The following is a 16932-nucleotide window of genomic DNA, read 5'->3' on the forward strand; positions in this document are numbered from 1 at the left end:
GATTATATTTTAATTAAATACAATAGCAGGAAAACAATAGAATTATGAACATATTCATTGACTCAAACATATTGTATCAAGACTACTTCTTTGAAAATAAATCAAACAAAAAGTTATTAGAATATTGCAAAGTAGGTTTACTCAATTTATACATGTCTGAAATTGTAAGACTTGAACTTAGACGACAATTTCAAAAAGAACTTGAAAGCAAAAACAAGGAACTTCAGAAGTTAATTAAAGAACTAAAACGACTAAAAATTGAACAAGAAATAAATGTTATTTCCATTAGCGAGAATTTGAACAAATTCGATACTTTTTATAAACGCTTAAATTCATCTGACCACTTTTTTATAGTTCATTACAAAAATGAATTTCTACCTGATATTGTAGATAGAGCTATTAATCGTAAAAAGCCATTTACTGAAGAAAAATCAGAGTTAAAAGATGCAATAATTTGGAAAACTTATTCTGATTTTGTTGAAACAGATCAAACGTCAAATTGTATTTTATTGACAAATAACACTTCTGACTTTTGCGATAAAAAGGATAAATCAAAAATTCATTCAGACTTAACAATTGACACTAATAAATTTTCAGTTATTAATAGTTCGTATGATTTCATAAAAACATATGCAACTGAACTTGAAAGCCCGGATAATCAGTTTTTAGCTTATATGAATCAAATGTACGTTGACGACAACTTTGCTTTTGAAATCATAACTAGCAAGTTCGAAAAAAACATTGAAGAAGCAATTCATAAAAAGGTTGACAGTATGCACCCTTCGGATATTATGGACACTGACTACTTATTAGACGGTCAATTGATAAGTTACGGTTGTGAAATACTAGAATGTGGAGATGTAGAATATGAAATTCTCAATGAAACAGCTCTTATTTCAGGTATAGTATATGCGTGTTGTGAAGTTGAAATATTGGAATACAATGCTTGTCGAGACCCAGGTGAAGATCCGTATACAAGTATCAATGAAGTGAGTGTTACGTTTGAAATTCATTTTAATTTTGATATGCGAAAGGATCAAATCTATTCAGACTTTGAAATAACTGATATTAACTTGTCTGATACAAATTAAAGGCAACCGTTAACCAATAAGTCCGTCTAAATTCAGTTTAAAAGAAATCAAAACTGTAAAATGAAAACCACCCACATCGTATTAAAAGAATCAAGAAAACAAAAAATAATTCAAGTCGATCTTTCAGCTGAAACCGCACTCGATGAACAAATATTAAATCGTCCGTTTACTCCTGCATTGCAGGATCACGTTCTGCTTTATGCCAACGATTTGTTCCCGAATTTTTCTGTTCTTCAAACAATAGATTCATCGCAATCTCCAAAACGAACAATTTTGTTGCTGGAATCTAGTAAAGGGATTTGATTAAAGAATTTAGAACTCAAAAGAATGGATAAAATAAGGCGATTGGAAAAGTATCTTTTTGACTTCTTCTCAACTAGAGTTGAAGACTTGAACATCTTTTACCATACAACTCATAGAGATCGACAGTATGGAATATACAAGCTAAAGGATGGCAATGTTTTAATGGATTTTTTAATCGGAATCCATAGCCAAGTTGAAGAAAAATTTTACTCCCAAAATTTAATACCACAAAAATTTGCTACCCCTGAATCATTATTGACTTCATTGGATTGGTTCAAGAAGTACCTAAATGAAAATCAAAAATACTTAGATGCAAATTTTGGTGGAGAAGAAACGGATTATATAATTCATGAAATCCAAAAAATTAAGAACGAACTTATTGAGGCCATAGACTATACAAAGATTATTTATGACTACGAAGACACTGTAATCCCGTACCAAGAACTTCGCTACAAACTTATCACAAATAATATTCCCGATTTTATTAATATACTTAAAGCAATTTTGGCTTCCGTTTCTTATGCGATAACACATTTTTCCGAAGGTTTTTTTCATTCAAACATTCATTTGATTTTGAAACTTCTTGGCTTTGAAATACTGTCAGAAGAGATGACGAACAACGGCAGAATTGATGCCGTAATTCGTTTTTCCGATAAAATCTATATTGTGGAATTTAAGTTTAATGATGATAAGGATTTAAGTGAACAAGCCCTTCAACAAATAAAGGACAAAGAATACAGGCTAAAATTTACGATGGAGAAGAAAGACATTTTTGGAATTGGGATTAGTTTTAGCAAAACCACGAAAAATATTAATGGTTTTAAGACGGAGAAATTAAATTAGAGTTTCTTCTTTCCTCGCATCGCTGAGAGTTGTTCCTCGTCTCACTGATCAGATTAAATACTGTCAGATTTACACTGTTACAGAGAATTATTACATGTTTTACAGACAACTTGTCTGTAAAATACATTGCTTATCAGTAAATTACCTTTAAATGAATCCAATTTCTAACATGGAGCAGTATTTGACCTATAGCATCAAAAAAAAATAAATGGCACTATTTACAGAAGCACTTTTAAGAGAAAGAGTAAAGAAGCAATTGCAAAAAGGGAACTCAACCTTTATCAATGAGTCATTGTTGCAAAGCGGTGCAAAAGTCCTCTTAGAAAAATCGATAAATGAACAGCGATTATTTTCTAAGGTACCAAAACAATATGATATATTTCTTTCACATAGTTCCGAAGATGAGGTTTTAGTTGAGGGCCTTCGATTAGAAATTCAAGACATGGGTTATAGTGTTTATGTAGATTGGATTGAAGACCCTGAACTTGACAGGTCAAACGTTACTATAGAAACAGCGCAGTTATTAAAAGATAGAATGCAAAATTGCAAATCGCTCATTTATGCAATTTCGGAAAACTCTTACGAGTCTATATGGATACCATGGGAACTGGGCTACTTTGATGGTATTAATGGTAAAATAGCAATACTTCCTATTTCAAAACAAACAGAATATGATTATGAAGGTGCAGAATATCTCGGATTATATAATTATGTTCAAAGAAGTAAGATCAAAGGAACTGATACCGATCAAATTTGGGTCTACGAGAAATCCGATTCATATGTGTCTTATAAAAACTGGTTAACCGGAATAAAACCATATAAAAGATGAAGACACAGTATCAACTTGTAATAATAGGTCACCTAAATTCTCTCAAATCGGACATCATTGATACAATAAAGACCCGCGTTTCTGATTTGGGTATTTCAAGTGACTCAATGGTAATTTTAGATGAGAGTAATTTCAATAACACCTATATTGGAAATTCTCCGACAGTCGGTCTTTATTTTGGCGGAGATGATTCAAACTTTCCAAATTTAGATATTCTCGAAACACTTATTTCCGGTTCGAATTTAATTTTGCCGATTGTTAGGGACATAGATATTTTTAAAAAACTCACTCCAGAAAAACTTCATCCGATTAATGGATTTGAGTTAAAAGATGCAACTAATATTGAAGCGCTGGTCAGCCGCATTCTTGAGGGATTATCCTTGTTGAGGTTATCAAGACGCTTATTTATCAGTTACAAAAGAACAGAATCAACGGGAGTTGCAATACAATTATTTGAAAAACTTGAGCAAGCAGGTTTTGATGTTTTTTTAGACACGCATAGTATACGGCAAGGTGAAGTATTTCAAGATGAATTATGGCATCGGCTTGTGGACACTGATGTTGTAGTTTTATTAAATACAAAAGGATTTCTCGAAAGTGATTGGACAAAAGAAGAGCTTGCTAAAGCGTCCGCAATGTCAATCGGAATTCTCCAGGTAATATGGCCTCATCATAATCCTGAAAGAAGTTCTGAGTTATGTATTCCTTTACAATTAAGTGAAAGCGATTTTGAAAATAAAAACTATGCTGATTCAAAAGGTCATTTGATTGAATCTACAATTGCAGATATTATTAGCAAAACAGAATCGTTAAGAGCCAGATCACTTGGTGCAAGACAGGACAATATTATTTCCGAGTTCATGAATTCGGCAAAAAATGAAGGTGTTTCGGCACATCTTCAACCTGAAAGATTTATTAATGTTGTTCATTCAGATGGTTCAGAAGTGGTTATTATTCCCTCGATCGGAGTACCCCATGCATACACATACAATCAATCGGAAGAATTAATTGAGTCAATCAAGTTTCATAAACCAAAAAACATCTATTTGCTTTATGATCACATTAATATTCGAGAGAAATGGCTGAAACATTTAAAGTGGCTAGACGGTCACTTGCCTGTGAAAACTATTAAAATTTTAGAAAGAGATAAATGGTTAAAAAAATTTAAGTCATGATATTTTTATCTGCTAGTATTCCCGTCCAGGAAAGACACCGAAAATACATCGATACCGCTGACGTTATCGCGATAAGGGATGCAGTGAGAGCGCTAGCCACAGTTGTCATTCCAAAGTCACATTTAGTTTGGGGTGGCCATCCGGCAATTACACCACTCATTCATTATGTAATGCGTAAAATGAATGCCGATTTAAAAGAGCACATTACATTATATCAATCCGAATGGTTCAAAGACACCTTCCCAAAAGATAATTTATTTTTTGAAAATGTTGTTATAACAGATAAGAAAGAAACTCTTGGCTCAAGCTTAGAATTGATGAGAAATAGTATGATTAAAAACCACCCATACAAAGCGGGAATTTTTATCGGAGGTATGGACGGTATTGAAGAAGAATTTAATTTATTTCGACAAACTCACCCAAGCGCATTGTTGCTTCCAGTAGCCAGTACAGGAGCTGCAGCAAAAATTATTCACGATAAATATTTGGTCAATCCAGACCCAAGACTATTGAACGATTACGCTTACATGACCCTTTTTAAATCATTACTAAAAGACCAAATAAACTTCTAATAAAAATGGCAACAAAAAGAAAAATATTCTACAGTTTTCACTATCAAAATGACGTTTTTCGCGTTCAGCAAATAAGAAATATTGGCGCGCTAGAAGAAAACGAACCTGTATCAGCCAATAATTGGGAGGAAGTAAAAAAAGGCGGAGACAAAGCAATTGAAAAATGGATCAATGACAATATGCAAAACAGAACCTGCGTAGTCGTTTTGGTCGGAGAAGAAACAGCAGCACGTCCTTGGGTTAGATATGAAATTAAAAAGGCTTGGAACGAAGGCAAAGGGGTTCTAGGTATATACATTCATAATCTTAAATGCGCAAAAAAAATAAAAGAGAATCCGTTTTCAAGTGGAAAATGTAACAAAGGAACTAACCCCTTCGACTCTTTTACAGTAGATGGCAAGAATATGTCTGACTATGTTAGCTGCCATAATCCAAATTCAAGTGACCCTTATAATGACATAAAAAGCAACTTGGAAAAATGGATTGAAAATGCAATTGAAATTCGAAACAATTACAAGTCATAATGAAAAAGGTATTTAAAAACTCTTACAATATTGTTTATGTCAATTGCCACAAAACAGCAATACAACTTGGATTTAAAATAAACAAAGAGGATATCGGAACAGGAATAATAAAATTTAAAATTGGAGCTTCATTGTGGTCATTTGGCGAAAATTTCGTGGTTCAAATAAGTGAAATGAAAAACGAAACAGTAGTAGAGGTAAGTTCTGAAGGTAAGGTTGGACTACAGATTTATGACTGGGGTAAAAACAAGGAAAACATTGAACAATTTTTTGAAACCATAACCGAACAATTATCCAAATGAAAATATTTTGTAATTGCAATTCTTGCTCGCGTAAAGTTTATTTGGCTTCCGAAGCTAAAACAAGATATCAATTGTCAAGAGCTTGGGGCATTACTTTTTCAATAATTTGTGTCCATTGTCGTTCAAAAAATCAAGTTCATGTAAATTTGGTAAGAGCCGAATCAACAAAAAATAACATGCCAATTGCGACTACTATTGGAGGTGGATTGCTTGGCATTTTAGCGGGTCCTCTAGGCATTATTATTGGTTTGGCAGCAGGTGGCATCTCAGGTGGTGCCGTTACTTACAATGATAATAATGATGTAAAAACCTTTAATAATAATTACCTCTAAATAAAAACATATGGCAAACAAAATTTTCGTTTCCTATAAACACTCCGATCGTCAAGTACTACAGATATCTGGTTGTTATCCTACAACTGCAAGAGATTACGTTGACAAAATTGAAAAAATGATTGAAGCGGGCGATCATATTTATAAGGGAGAAAATGATAATGAGGACATAGGTTCATTGGCTGATGCTACAATCGGCTCAAAACTGGGAGATAAAATTTTTGACAGTTCAGTGACCATCGTTCTAATTTCAAAAGGAATGAAGGAATATTACATTTCAGAAAAAGAACAATGGATTCCTTGGGAGATTTCTTATTCTTTGAAAGAACAATCAAGATTTGGCGGTAAGAGTAAGACAAATGCCATACTTGCGGTTGTACTTCCTGATGAAAATGGCAGCTATGATTACTTCTTGGAATACAACTCAGCATGTAATAGCACCACCTATAAAACGGATACATTGTTTCAAATTCTTAGGGATAATATGTTCAATTTAATTGATAGAGAAGCGAACAGTAGTATTTGTAACGGGTCAAAAATATACAGCGGTTATTTTTCTTATATACATTCAGTAAAATGGGAAAATTTTGTAGGAAAATTGAATTTTTATGTTGAGATAGCTTTGGATATTCGAAAGAACATTAGCAAATACGAAATTGTAAAGACAGTTAAATAATAAATTTGTTGTAAAGCAGGTCAATGCAAAATAAAGAGTTGGAACAACTTTCCAAGGGCTTTCTAAAAATTGTAAGTACTTCAGGTAAAGAAAAGTTGATTTTGGGATCTGATAAAGCTTTCCATTATACATTACATTTTGGACTTAAATCTAAGATTCTTGATTTACATTTAACAAGGAATAATGGAGAACAAAAAACTTTAATTAAAATCCCACATTATAGCCTTTTTCGTGCTATGGTATATATTAGTAAAGCTACTGTGTTCGGTCTTCAAAAATATTGGTTTCAGCATAAAATAAACGTAGGGAAACTTAAACGATACAATTGTATTCTTTTTCCGATTTCTGGAAATGATGAGCAAATTCCTGATTTTTTTAAAATCAAAAAAGGCGGAAAACACTTTAGAATAAGAAATGACATAGCCTTCGAAAAATTTGACCAAAATTTCGTTCTTCCTGCCAACATCAATAAAAGCAAAGATGGTGCTTTCATGGTCTATCGTTATAGAAAGGGAATTTTTGTTTATCAGGGTATGGTAATTAAACGCAAAGATTTGAAAAATTTCGATCGGCTATATTTCTGCAGCTCTAAAAACTTTAATTCATTCATGAAATTCTATGGTCACTTTCTTTTCAGAACAATACAAAGGATGAATTTTAAAGGACAGGATACCATTTTAAAATTTCTTTGGAATAATGGTTTGTAAAAATACTATTCGAACAAATCCCCTCGACAGGTTATTCGGCATTCGTCATCAGTCGTCAGCAAAAAATCACGCCAAGCCGGCACGGCCCATTTTTAGAATTTCTTTTTTCAAAGGCTAAAAAATAAGCTGTGCCGCCCTTCGGGTTCGTTCCTCAGCTTGTCATGCTTTTTTCGTTCCTCCATCTTCCTCATAGCAGCCTGCTTTGTCCTGCCAAGCCACTTCATAAATTCCGTTGCGGTTGCCCCGTTCATTCGCAAAATAAATTGAAAACAGCGGTGCTCATTCTCCGGGCAATCCTCACTCCATTTCTTTCAGTAGCTTGTCAGTCCATCGGCTGCTCATAATTTTAGCTCGCCTGCGTGTCGCTTCGGGCTGCGTCTGGTCTTGCGCATTTCATCCCACATTCTATCGCTAATGCTCCAAACCAGCCTTGTGTTGTCTATCGTGTGGCATCAACTAAGGTCGCTTCGCGGACTTTTTCTATTTTGCCACACTGGCAACATAGGTCGCCCCCGCAATTCGTTCCTCATTGCTCTCGGGCTTCCACCCTCAGCTCCGCTCGCAGGCGGCTCGCTAAAGCTGCACAAGTGCCGGTAATCCGTTCCGTTTCACTTCACTCATTGCCGTCACTTCTCCCACCCTTGCCGCAGGCGCTATAACCGTCCTACACGCATTATAATTCGTAAATTCGTAATTCCAAACCCAATCAAATGCCAAGAGTATATATTGATGGACATCCAGTAATTAATTTTGATACATCACCTCGTGAAAAGCATTGGGGGAAATTATCGGAATATATTAAAGAGAAATATGGGGAACGAGAATTCAAAAACCATTCAGAAGTAGAACCAATCTTATTGGATTCCTTTCAGTTTTTATGTGACGAGTTCAAAAAACTTATTTACGAAGAGAAAAATCTTGGTTTTTTCTTATACACTTTTCTGCTACATGAAGAATCAATAAAACTGTATTTAAAAATTTTAAACGGCTTTAAATTGCATACGATTAACTCAAAGGATTTTGCAATGTACAGACGTATTTTAAAACTTGTACTGGAACAAGGATGTGATATTGATTTGGCTTGGGGTAGTCGCACAAATCCTGCTGAAGTTTATCGCATGGATTGTAAAATGCAAGAGTTAATTTATATCGGAACTTGGATGTATGGTTTCGGAGATCATATAGCTTTCCAAAAAATGGTCGAGGAATGTCATAAAATTGGATTCAATGAAGAAGGTTTTCTATCTATTCAATGGCAACACCATTATGGTGTTGCATACGATCAGCTATTTCCACAACTCATAGATGCGTATAAGCAGGCTGTTTTCGATGAACAAGCAATGCGTGATTTGAAAGATGCAATTGAAAATTGTTTTGGTCTTGATTATAATTTTGCAGGGGGAGTGATATTCGAAATAAAAAAACTCCATAGTCCCGAAAGTCCAACTCTTCAGACAATTCAACCTCATGTTTTGCCTCTAAACTTAATCCAAGTAACTGGTGTTAAAGAAGAGGAAGCAAAGTTGTTTTATGATGGATTGACGATTTCGAGATCCAATAAGCTGTCTTTGGAGAATGCAATTTATAAGCCCTATTCTATGGACAGATACATGTACCGCCCAATTTTGGTCTACAATGTTGGTGGCGAGGAAAGAGCATTAGTTGGGCAAGAGAAATTTGCCGAAAGTATGATGGTTATTGCAACAAATGCACTTCACTGGAATGCATTGCCAAAAGAATGGTTGGCAAACGCATGTATGCTGAAGTTTATGAATCAGAAAGGAAACGACCATGACAAAATTCTTGAAGATAAAATTGAAGCTATAGTCAAAACAAAAGGACTTCTTTACTGCAGAAATATTGAGTCATTTAAGCAACTGAACGGAATAAATGTCAATATAATTATCAATGGAGTCGGTGAAATAGACTTTATTATCGTGCACAAAACTTCTAAAACCATTTTCGTGGCCGATACCAAATACAATAGGGCGAGATATGAAGCAATTGGCTATAGAGCGGACCATACTAACTTTACTAGGGATCACGAACCACAATTATCAAGAAAAGTAACATGGGTAAAAAATAATGGAAGGATTATCCAAGAACATTTAAGTATCGTGTATAATCAAACAGACTTGGATTTAACTGACTTCTCAGTTCAAGGTGTTTTTTTGATAAACACGCCAACGTTTTATATGTTTAACGGTCGATACCATGCTATAACACTAAACCAACTTCCGGATTTTTTAGACGGTAATCACGAATTTCCAACAATTATTTACGAAACCGATGATAGCGTTATGATGGTTCAGCATCCCTATTTTACAAAACCAATTTTACTAGAAGGTAATGACTAAAAAAAATTACAAGAAGTTGCCAATTGAAGAGATCAGGAAAATTAGACCCCTATGGCACCAAAGAATTGCGGATATCGATTTATCCTCACAACCCGATTCATTAACGGATAAATACATCAATAATGGTTTTCACATTTATAAATCTTCCTTGACAGATTTGCACAAAGCCCTTGATGATGGTTATGAAAAACTTTACAATAACGACAAGTTGTTTTCCAATCAACAAGACCCAGACAAATTGCAAAAAGTACTAGAGTATTGGGAGAACGGAGTTTATTTAATTCCACCTATGCTGATAGATAATGGGTATAATCATCTTGTTCCTGCAGATGGGAAGCATAGAATGAAAGTATCTTCAATTATTGATAAAGATGAGGTCTACTTTATACTTTTTGACGTTGATTTACCAAAAATCAATAAGTATTTCAACCCAACACTTATTGATTAATCACAACTGCAAAATAAATTTATGTCAATACCCAACGTAACATCATTAAGTAAAAGAATCAAAGCAGGAAGTGAAGGAGGAAATGAGTTTGCTCGTTTCCTGAATTTATTGTTAATTGAAGAATCTAAAAAAGAAGGCAACAAAATCACAACATTTTCGGATGCGGCAGGTGACTACAAAGGGGTTGATTGCATAATTTCCGAAGAGCATGATTACACAATAGGATATCAATTCAAATTTTATCCCAGCCCATTAAGTTCAAACCATAAAACCAAAATAGTAGAAGCTATTCGTTCCGGCATCAATAAATTTGGTGAACTGCGTGAATTAAAAATTGTCACACCGGATGACTTAAACAAACACGACCTTGCTTGGTTCAAGGAAGTAGAAATTCAGGAAGCGAAAAAAGTAAAAATGCCCGATGCCGATATTTTCGAAATCAAAACGGTAATTAATCACATGGGGCATTCACATATAGTTTCACTGGCCTTAAAATATCCTTTCTTAGGTAAAAAATATTTTCCGGAACTCTTCAATTATGATGTTGATTTATTCAGGCTGATTAAATTCACTCATGATGATGACTTACTATTTGATTTTACATTTTTGAATGATTCTTCATTTACGTATTTATTAAACAGTATCGATGTGATTTTTCTTGAATCTTGGTCTTCACTTTCTGGACTTCCAGAAGAGCGTCATTTAAAATCATCAGGTAAGATAGTTTTTGAAGTCAATATGAGAAATGAGATAAATACAAAAAAATTCGATGATCCCGTCATACTGCTTCCATCAACACCATTCCGTTTCTATATTCAGCTGTTGAACTTTTACGAAACAATGCCAGGTTCCTCGGTTAAATTTAAATTCCGTTTTCATTTCAATAATGGTGAGTTCTTTATGGATTCTGAGCCAACAACAATTAGCGGTTAAATGATTGTTGGTAATCCATTTCGTTGCGCTATACTCTTTGTCGCAACTTTCCTCATACTTGCTACAGACGCTACAACCTCTAAACACTTTTCATATCTTTACTAAAACACTAAAGATGGGTAAAACACTTGACAACTTTTTTGAAGACAATGACGTCAGAATTGGAAAAGACTTCGAGGTCATTCCACCAATATATTATCAATCTCTTAATGAAGGTATGCGCAGTTATTATGAAACCATCGCTGATAAGAAACAGTCAATCGCCCTTCTTATTTTACATGATGATTGGAGTCGTGAAGCTATTGCTTTCAGTTTCGGCAATCCTGACGCAACTGTCTCTACAATTCTCGGACTACATAGGTTTTTTGAATTATTGTTGAAGGATATTCTTTCACGGATAGATCCTTTTTTAGCAGTCAAGTTTTTAGAAAATGAAAAACAAGTTATTGACTATTTGAATGGTTCTTTGTCAGCTGAAAATGTTCAAACAATAGAATTTTCAGAAGCTAACAAGAGAATAAAAGCCGCGATTAAATACGCTAAAGAAAATCCTACAAATGATAAAAATCAAATTGCATTAAAATTTGAATTCCTGATTGCTGATGATACAATGATTCGTTTAGCAACTTGGCGCAACAGGATAATTCATAATGGCAAAACCCTGCCAAATATCTTTGCATTAGATTTTTTAGTCACTCAAAGGATAATGCCTTTGATAAAAAGCATTCTTGACGCAGAAAAAGACATTTTAAAGAATTACACTCCGCATTACTTTAATACTCCATCAGGTATTGATTTACTCGATGAATTTTTGAAAATTGAATTTAGCCATAACGATTTTTATCTGAATCCCAAAACAGACAAATTGAAAACTAACTTATTCCGTATTGCGCACTTAAAAGAATTGGGCAGAGGTCGTTTTTATTTTGACCCATTATTACCAAATAATAGATCATATACCGAACCATATTATGAAAAGGCACTTGACAGATGTTTTCGTTTTGCTGAATCCGAAAAACAAAATGAACATTTCCATGACATAAAAAAGTGCCCTTGTTGTGGTATCAAAACACTTGTCGTTTACAAAAAAATGACACGCGATTTACCAAATTTTTCCAAATCAACAGATTATTACTTTTCCAAATGCACATCATGTGAATATTTACTTCCTGAAAATATGGGAGAACCATCATTCTTTGGATTGCACACTGAGCATTTATTTCGTTAGACTTTATAAATAAAAAAACTCCGCAAATTTAGGCGGGCACACGCACATGCCTGCGCGTTTCGGTTTTCAAGGTCAAGCCCTCCGGGTTTTGCAAAAAAAATCTCCACACCTCATTTTACTTTTTTTAAGATACAATGGTTTCTTCCATTCGGGTAGTATTTTTTTTACAAAAACCTTGACAACCTATCCTGCCCGTCTGTCAGTAGGCTTTCTTTTTTATTTTTTTCGGTTTTTGTTTTTGTCTTTTGTTTTAATATATCTGCGAAGCGTAGCGGAGCAAGACGGGTAGAGCATAATTTTTAATGCTCGTAAACCATGCAAATCAAAACACACAAAATCAAAAACACTTATGCTGATGCACATTTTTTTATTCTTTCCAAAGGAAGCAATAGCGGTAAACCAATGGATGTACCATGTCCGAATTGTTTCGTATGCATTTGTAAGAATGATGAAGAAAAACAAAAAATGTACTGGTTGTTTTACGGTCTGTGGCAAGGATTATTTTTTCATCCCTTTTTAACCGGTTCTGTAATTCCATTTATCAGATTGGATGATTTGAAAAATGTTGTAAAAATCGCCTTGACAAAAATTGAATTACAGCCACAGCAATTCGAAAAAAATATTTCAATGATAAAACTGCTTAATGAAAAATCAAAAATTATTCAAGAACAAATTATATTGATAAAACAGGCTAAAAAATCATTGATGTATCAGATACTCAAATAACCTTTTTATTCAGCCTCTGCCTTTACATAATTAAATTTTATCTGCAAAGATAGCAGGCGGGCTGACGCACTTTCCTAAAAATTAAAAAGCCAAAAGACTACGGCATAAACCGCCCTGAATAATTTAAAAAAATGTAGGGCTATTTATTCCGTTTCCTTTTGGCCTTTTAAATCCGCCTGCTGTGAAAAGCAAATAAAATTTAATCATTATGCAAAAACATCCGCAAATCAAAAAAGGTAATCAAGCCGGTTTGTGTTCATTCACACCTCAAATCATGTCTGGTAATTTGCCGGTTTCTCGTTATGCTTTTAATCGTTACATAGGCAAGGCGTCCTTCTCCCATGTTCAAGCTCCTGGGGTCAGGGTATATCAGCTTCCTTGCGGTTGTTATGTGTGGGTATATCAATCCGGGCTTCGTGAGCTTTCGGCATTGCCATTTTAGGGGCTTTGCCTAAAAAAAAGCCGCCCGGTAAAGGCGGCTTTACAAATCCCTATACATACCCTATAGGGAAGGTTATTTTTTCGAACGATGAAAGAGCCATTTCAGAAACAAAGACACTCCGAAACTAACCACAGCACCCAACGCTGCAAGGATAACAGTTTTGATAATGTCTGACGAACCAATGTTTGCCAATACAGTTAAGCCTGTTCCTGAAACTGTACCCAAGATAGTTCCGTTCTCTATGCTTGTGTGTCCTGACATGATACCTTATTTTTTCGTTTCGATTTATTCCGTTTTCACTCCCGATTGAAAGTGTATGCTCAACTCTAAAGTTTCCGTTGATTCAGTAAACTCTTCGCTTACCTCAACCTCAACCAAAGTCATTTTATCCGTTTGATCAGAAGATGACTTTAAGCGTGGTGTTCTTTTCGCTTTCACACGGATCATCAAATCACTCTTCATTTTTTCTTTATCGCAGTTATTGTCCATAACCATTTTGATTTTAATAGTGAATAATCTGTTTGTTTTTGTCCTTCACACTTCTGTATCAACCGCTGCCTGACTGATGGCTGCCGCCACACTTCCGGCAACAACCATATAGCCTCCTGCCGTAACTAGTGCCACAGGAATGGTGAATGGTGCCGCCACCAATACACCACCAGCGGCAACCAATACCAAACCAATCGTGCGCAGTCGTTTGAAGAATTTAGGAGTGGGAGCAGAATACCTTTCCATGATATTCATATCTCCCGGTTTTTTGTGATAACGTCTCATGAGTTCATTTTTACTACGCAACTTCCACAATGCTCAGCGCATTGTAAGCTCCGTTTTTAAGTGAATACTGAACTCCGTTAACCTCTTGAAAAAACTCAATTTGCAACAGGTACAAATCTGTACCCGCACCAGATGGAGCTGCCGCAGGATTTAACACCACGTTGGAGGCTGTTCCGTCAATCGGTAAATTCACAACGTTGCTCAACTGAACATCGTAAAGACCCGTTGCGAAATCAATCTTTCCCCAGGAACCTTTGATAGTGATGTGCGTTGCTCCTGCCGGAAAAGCGATGTCGTTAATCGGCTCCAAACCATTGATGGTAATTTCTCCCGTACCGGTGTTAACCGCAAAAGGTTGAAATAGGATACTACCTAAAATTGCCTTTTTGTTGAAGTTGAAATTTTTCAACAATGCCTTTGCTGCTGGCAACGCAATCGCTACGCCCACATTCCGTTTTCCTCGCTCACTTGTCGGGTCGAGATTTTTAATGTCAGTCATTACTTTCGTCAATCTTGAAACCACTCGGTTATCAGAAGCAGTCATCATCATTGTACGAATTGAATCTCTCAGCGTCTTTCCGGAATTTGCAGATGAACCGAACTCAGCGCCATTCTCCCTCGTTCTCACAAACGCAGGATCATTGGCAATTCGTTCACCATCAACACCGCCCTTTTCACGTGCCAGGTGGCCATCCTGCGTTTTGTAAAAGGAAATATCTCCGATTTTTCCTTTCAGCTTAATTATACCTTTTTGTCTTGCCATTTTTGAATGGTTTTAATAATTAATAATTGATTAAATTTTGCGCTGCAGCCCAACAAGTTAATCTCAAGTCGCGATTAGATTTAACTTGTTAATTCAAAAATACACCTCACAATAACACGAATAAAATCAAACCTTCCGATTCATCAAGTTTGTAGCATTTTATGCCGTTTTAGACATTTATTTCCTCAATTATAAAGTGTATTTTTGCAAATAGCCAAACATAGTTTGCGTATAGATCACCGATGGATAAAGCATAGATAAAGTATGAAAGCAATCATTTACCCCAAGGATGTAATGCGAATTACCGGAAAAAGTGAGCGACATTCCAGAGAGTTATTAAAAAAAATCAAAACACACCTCGGTAAAGAAAACCACCAATACATTTCTATTCAGGATTTTTGCACATACATGGGCTTAAGAATGGAAGAAGTATCTCTCCTAATTAAATAATATAATTTGTCTTGTTTTATTATTATTTGTCATTACTTCTTATTACCTTTATCGGCACAAGGCGTTCATTGAATACAATTAAATTAATGCAAACTTCAAGTAACTTAATCGGTAACCTGTTCGGTAACCTTAGGTAATTTGCTTTTTGAAACATAATGTTTATGCTGGTTTTCAGCTGTTTGATAATTCCCAGCAGGATCACCAAAATATGTCCGGACTACCGGACATTTTTTTTCGGCAGAATTTTAATTTTGCCTTAAGCCCAAGTGCTGAAATTGGTAGACAGGCCATCTTGAGGGGGTGGTGCACTACGTGCGTGCTGGTTCGAGTCCAGTCTTGGGCACTTAATCAAATCCTGACTTTTTCAGTCAGGATTTTTTACAAACATAAATACTGGACGAGAAGTTTATCCCGATCGCAACGAAGTGGAGTATCGGGAAGTCCAGTCTTGGGCACTTAATCAAATCCTGACTTTTTCAGTCAGGATTTTTTACAAACATAAATACTGGACGAGAAGTTTATCCCGATCGCAACGAAGTGGAGTATCGGGAAGTCCAGTCTTGGGCACTTAATCAAATCCTGACTTTTTCAGTCAGGATTTTTTACAAACATAAATACTGGACGAGAAATACAGAGCGAGCGTGAGTGGGAGAGCGGTAACGAGTTGATGCTTTCAATTCTATTTCTCTTGCTTTATTGTTTGATTTAGATTTCTTTTTTTACATTGGGGATGGTTTTATTATATTGTTCTAAGAAGTTGAATCGACCCATATTCATATCAATAATCATCTTGGTTTCTTTCTCCTGTACTACGAATCATGAGGTAGAAAACGGAAGTGTATGGACTCCACTTTCAGAAAAAGAAAAATATCAAATCATTTCAGAGGGTTACAGTTCCTATCTTAGTTCGAATAGTCAAAAAAAGGAAATATATTATCGTTTTGCAATTTTAGAAGATTCTGCATCTATGGATTATTATATCGAATCCTTTGAGAAAGAAATCTCCCCGATTATCACTGTTCCCCAACATGATCCTTTTTCATCACATTGGTTTGAAGATGAAATTGACACTGCATATCTTCCGGAATTCGAATTCACATCGAAGGAAACTATTGATAGCATATCCAGCGAAGGAATAAAATGGTTTGAAGGTGATGCGAACTTTTATGCCATTACACGTCCTTATCAACCAGATTCTTCGAGTTATGCTCTGATTCAACAATTTGAACTTCCTCATCCAAAAACCGATTATTGTCCGTCTCGATACATCATAATCCTATTCAAAAAAAACAACGGAAAATGGTGTTTTGTGGATTGGATTTAACTTCGGATAATATTTCATCTTTATAAATAATAAGAGAGTGCTATAATGGATTAAATGACGCGTCAAATAATTTATCCCAGCTATAATTTTCAATGATTTGCCGGATAATACAGAGCGAGCGTGAGTGGGAGAG

Annotated in this window: 22 protein-coding genes and 1 tRNA gene; 19 read left to right on the forward strand and 4 right to left on the reverse strand. The window is 35.1% G+C overall.

Annotated elements, in window-relative coordinates:
• The first annotated feature begins 44 nt into the window (after positions 1-44).
• The 17 genes from IPH66_06840 (at position 45) to IPH66_06920 (ending at position 13488) form a co-directional block, all read left to right on the forward strand.
• The gene (locus IPH66_06840) at positions 45-1091 is read left to right on the forward strand and encodes a DUF4935 domain-containing protein (GenBank protein ID MBK7129065.1); all 1047 of its coding nucleotides are present in this window, start codon (positions 45-47) and stop codon (positions 1089-1091) included.
• 60 nt (positions 1092-1151) lie between these two features.
• A complete protein-coding gene (locus IPH66_06845; protein ID MBK7129066.1) occupies positions 1152-1394 on the forward strand; it encodes a hypothetical protein in 243 nt (80 codons plus the stop codon).
• Positions 1395-1418: 24 nt separating this feature from the next.
• On the forward strand, positions 1419-2237 hold the full coding sequence (locus IPH66_06850) for a PD-(D/E)XK nuclease domain-containing protein (protein ID MBK7129067.1): 819 nt from the start codon (positions 1419-1421) through the stop codon (positions 2235-2237).
• Positions 2238-2445: 208 nt separating this feature from the next.
• Complete coding sequence (locus IPH66_06855; GenBank protein ID MBK7129068.1) at positions 2446-3066, forward strand: toll/interleukin-1 receptor domain-containing protein; 621 nt, start codon at positions 2446-2448, stop codon at positions 3064-3066.
• Positions 3063-4241, forward strand: coding sequence for a toll/interleukin-1 receptor domain-containing protein (locus tag IPH66_06860; protein MBK7129069.1), 1179 nt, complete (start codon positions 3063-3065; stop codon positions 4239-4241). Before IPH66_06855 ends, IPH66_06860 begins: the two co-directional genes overlap by 4 nt.
• A complete protein-coding gene (locus IPH66_06865; protein ID MBK7129070.1) occupies positions 4238-4813 on the forward strand; it encodes a hypothetical protein in 576 nt (191 codons plus the stop codon). Before IPH66_06860 ends, IPH66_06865 begins: the two co-directional genes overlap by 4 nt.
• A 5-nt stretch (positions 4814-4818) precedes the next feature.
• Positions 4819-5337 carry a TIR domain-containing protein gene (locus IPH66_06870; GenBank protein MBK7129071.1) on the forward strand — a complete coding sequence of 173 codons (519 nt, stop codon included), beginning with the start codon at positions 4819-4821 and terminating at the stop codon, positions 5335-5337.
• Positions 5337-5639 carry a hypothetical protein gene (locus IPH66_06875; GenBank protein MBK7129072.1) on the forward strand — a complete coding sequence of 101 codons (303 nt, stop codon included), beginning with the start codon at positions 5337-5339 and terminating at the stop codon, positions 5637-5639. Before IPH66_06870 ends, IPH66_06875 begins: the two co-directional genes overlap by 1 nt.
• Entirely contained in the window at positions 5636-5971 is a 336-nt protein-coding gene (locus IPH66_06880) for a hypothetical protein (GenBank protein ID MBK7129073.1), read from the forward strand. The genes IPH66_06875 and IPH66_06880 overlap by 4 nt, the downstream gene beginning before the upstream one ends.
• A 10-nt stretch (positions 5972-5981) precedes the next feature.
• Positions 5982-6647: a TIR domain-containing protein gene (locus IPH66_06885; GenBank protein ID MBK7129074.1), complete on the forward strand. Its 666-nt coding sequence runs from the start codon at positions 5982-5984 to the stop codon at positions 6645-6647.
• 23 nt (positions 6648-6670) lie between these two features.
• Complete coding sequence (locus IPH66_06890) at positions 6671-7354, forward strand: hypothetical protein (protein MBK7129075.1); 684 nt, start codon at positions 6671-6673, stop codon at positions 7352-7354.
• Between the two features lie 710 nt (positions 7355-8064).
• Positions 8065-9711 carry a hypothetical protein gene (locus IPH66_06895; GenBank protein MBK7129076.1) on the forward strand — a complete coding sequence of 549 codons (1647 nt, stop codon included), beginning with the start codon at positions 8065-8067 and terminating at the stop codon, positions 9709-9711.
• Positions 9704-10159 carry a hypothetical protein gene (locus IPH66_06900; protein MBK7129077.1) on the forward strand — a complete coding sequence of 152 codons (456 nt, stop codon included), beginning with the start codon at positions 9704-9706 and terminating at the stop codon, positions 10157-10159. The genes IPH66_06895 and IPH66_06900 overlap by 8 nt, the downstream gene beginning before the upstream one ends.
• A 21-nt stretch (positions 10160-10180) precedes the next feature.
• The gene (locus tag IPH66_06905) at positions 10181-11092 is read left to right on the forward strand and encodes a hypothetical protein (protein ID MBK7129078.1); all 912 of its coding nucleotides are present in this window, start codon (positions 10181-10183) and stop codon (positions 11090-11092) included.
• A gap of 115 nt (positions 11093-11207) precedes the next feature.
• Positions 11208-12320 carry a hypothetical protein gene (locus tag IPH66_06910; protein MBK7129079.1) on the forward strand — a complete coding sequence of 371 codons (1113 nt, stop codon included), beginning with the start codon at positions 11208-11210 and terminating at the stop codon, positions 12318-12320.
• Positions 12321-12635: 315 nt separating this feature from the next.
• Entirely contained in the window at positions 12636-13046 is a 411-nt protein-coding gene (locus IPH66_06915; protein ID MBK7129080.1) for a hypothetical protein, read from the forward strand.
• Positions 13047-13254: 208 nt separating this feature from the next.
• On the forward strand, positions 13255-13488 hold the full coding sequence (locus IPH66_06920) for a hypothetical protein (GenBank protein MBK7129081.1): 234 nt from the start codon (positions 13255-13257) through the stop codon (positions 13486-13488).
• Between the two features lie 72 nt (positions 13489-13560).
• Here IPH66_06920 and IPH66_06925 read toward each other — a convergent pair whose 3' ends face one another.
• Genes IPH66_06925 through IPH66_06940 form a run of 4 tightly spaced genes read right to left on the reverse strand, consistent with a single transcriptional unit; the run spans position 13561 to position 15025 of the window.
• Entirely contained in the window at positions 13561-13749 is a 189-nt protein-coding gene (locus tag IPH66_06925; protein MBK7129082.1) for a hypothetical protein, read from the reverse strand.
• A gap of 24 nt (positions 13750-13773) precedes the next feature.
• Entirely contained in the window at positions 13774-13977 is a 204-nt protein-coding gene (locus tag IPH66_06930) for a hypothetical protein (protein MBK7129083.1), read from the reverse strand.
• Positions 13978-14022: 45 nt separating this feature from the next.
• Positions 14023-14232: a hypothetical protein gene (locus tag IPH66_06935; protein ID MBK7129084.1), complete on the reverse strand. Its 210-nt coding sequence runs from the start codon at positions 14230-14232 to the stop codon at positions 14023-14025.
• A 43-nt stretch (positions 14233-14275) separates the two neighbouring features.
• A complete protein-coding gene (locus tag IPH66_06940) occupies positions 14276-15025 on the reverse strand; it encodes a hypothetical protein (protein MBK7129085.1) in 750 nt (249 codons plus the stop codon).
• Positions 15026-15735: 710 nt separating this feature from the next.
• Between IPH66_06940 and IPH66_06945 the strand changes: the two genes are divergently transcribed.
• Positions 15736-15818, forward strand: a tRNA-Leu gene (locus tag IPH66_06945).
• A gap of 447 nt (positions 15819-16265) precedes the next feature.
• Positions 16266-16799 carry a hypothetical protein gene (locus IPH66_06950; protein ID MBK7129086.1) on the forward strand — a complete coding sequence of 178 codons (534 nt, stop codon included), beginning with the start codon at positions 16266-16268 and terminating at the stop codon, positions 16797-16799.
• The last annotated feature ends 133 nt before the right edge of the window (positions 16800-16932 follow it).

Source organism: Crocinitomicaceae bacterium, assembly GCA_016708105.1.
Taxonomy (GTDB): domain Bacteria; phylum Bacteroidota; class Bacteroidia; order Flavobacteriales_D; family Crocinitomicaceae; genus JADJGJ01.

Bases quoted from the DNA above. Each gene is read 5' to 3' on its own strand.
- IPH66_06940 (MBK7129085.1), bottom strand. From the start codon at position 15,025: ATGGCAAGACAAAAAGGTATAATTAAGCTGAAAGGAAAAATCGGAGAT.
- IPH66_06850 (MBK7129067.1), top strand. From the start codon at position 1,419: ATGGATAAAATAAGGCGATTGGAAAAGTATCTTTTTGACTTCTTCTCA.
- IPH66_06845 (MBK7129066.1), top strand. From the start codon at position 1,152: ATGAAAACCACCCACATCGTATTAAAAGAATCAAGAAAACAAAAAATA.
- IPH66_06865 (MBK7129070.1), top strand. From the start codon at position 4,238: ATGATATTTTTATCTGCTAGTATTCCCGTCCAGGAAAGACACCGAAAA.
- IPH66_06860 (MBK7129069.1), top strand. From the start codon at position 3,063: ATGAAGACACAGTATCAACTTGTAATAATAGGTCACCTAAATTCTCTC.
- IPH66_06925 (MBK7129082.1), bottom strand. From the start codon at position 13,749: ATGTCAGGACACACAAGCATAGAGAACGGAACTATCTTGGGTACAGTT.
- IPH66_06885 (MBK7129074.1), top strand. From the start codon at position 5,982: ATGGCAAACAAAATTTTCGTTTCCTATAAACACTCCGATCGTCAAGTA.
- IPH66_06915 (MBK7129080.1), top strand. From the start codon at position 12,636: ATGCAAATCAAAACACACAAAATCAAAAACACTTATGCTGATGCACAT.
- IPH66_06930 (MBK7129083.1), bottom strand. From the start codon at position 13,977: ATGGACAATAACTGCGATAAAGAAAAAATGAAGAGTGATTTGATGATC.
- IPH66_06875 (MBK7129072.1), top strand. From the start codon at position 5,337: ATGAAAAAGGTATTTAAAAACTCTTACAATATTGTTTATGTCAATTGC.
- IPH66_06890 (MBK7129075.1), top strand. From the start codon at position 6,671: ATGCAAAATAAAGAGTTGGAACAACTTTCCAAGGGCTTTCTAAAAATT.
- IPH66_06905 (MBK7129078.1), top strand. From the start codon at position 10,181: ATGTCAATACCCAACGTAACATCATTAAGTAAAAGAATCAAAGCAGGA.
- IPH66_06935 (MBK7129084.1), bottom strand. From the start codon at position 14,232: ATGAATATCATGGAAAGGTATTCTGCTCCCACTCCTAAATTCTTCAAA.
- IPH66_06870 (MBK7129071.1), top strand. From the start codon at position 4,819: ATGGCAACAAAAAGAAAAATATTCTACAGTTTTCACTATCAAAATGAC.
- IPH66_06910 (MBK7129079.1), top strand. From the start codon at position 11,208: ATGGGTAAAACACTTGACAACTTTTTTGAAGACAATGACGTCAGAATT.
- IPH66_06900 (MBK7129077.1), top strand. From the start codon at position 9,704: ATGACTAAAAAAAATTACAAGAAGTTGCCAATTGAAGAGATCAGGAAA.
- IPH66_06840 (MBK7129065.1), top strand. From the start codon at position 45: ATGAACATATTCATTGACTCAAACATATTGTATCAAGACTACTTCTTT.
- IPH66_06880 (MBK7129073.1), top strand. From the start codon at position 5,636: ATGAAAATATTTTGTAATTGCAATTCTTGCTCGCGTAAAGTTTATTTG.
- IPH66_06920 (MBK7129081.1), top strand. From the start codon at position 13,255: ATGCAAAAACATCCGCAAATCAAAAAAGGTAATCAAGCCGGTTTGTGT.
- IPH66_06895 (MBK7129076.1), top strand. From the start codon at position 8,065: ATGCCAAGAGTATATATTGATGGACATCCAGTAATTAATTTTGATACA.
- IPH66_06855 (MBK7129068.1), top strand. From the start codon at position 2,446: ATGGCACTATTTACAGAAGCACTTTTAAGAGAAAGAGTAAAGAAGCAA.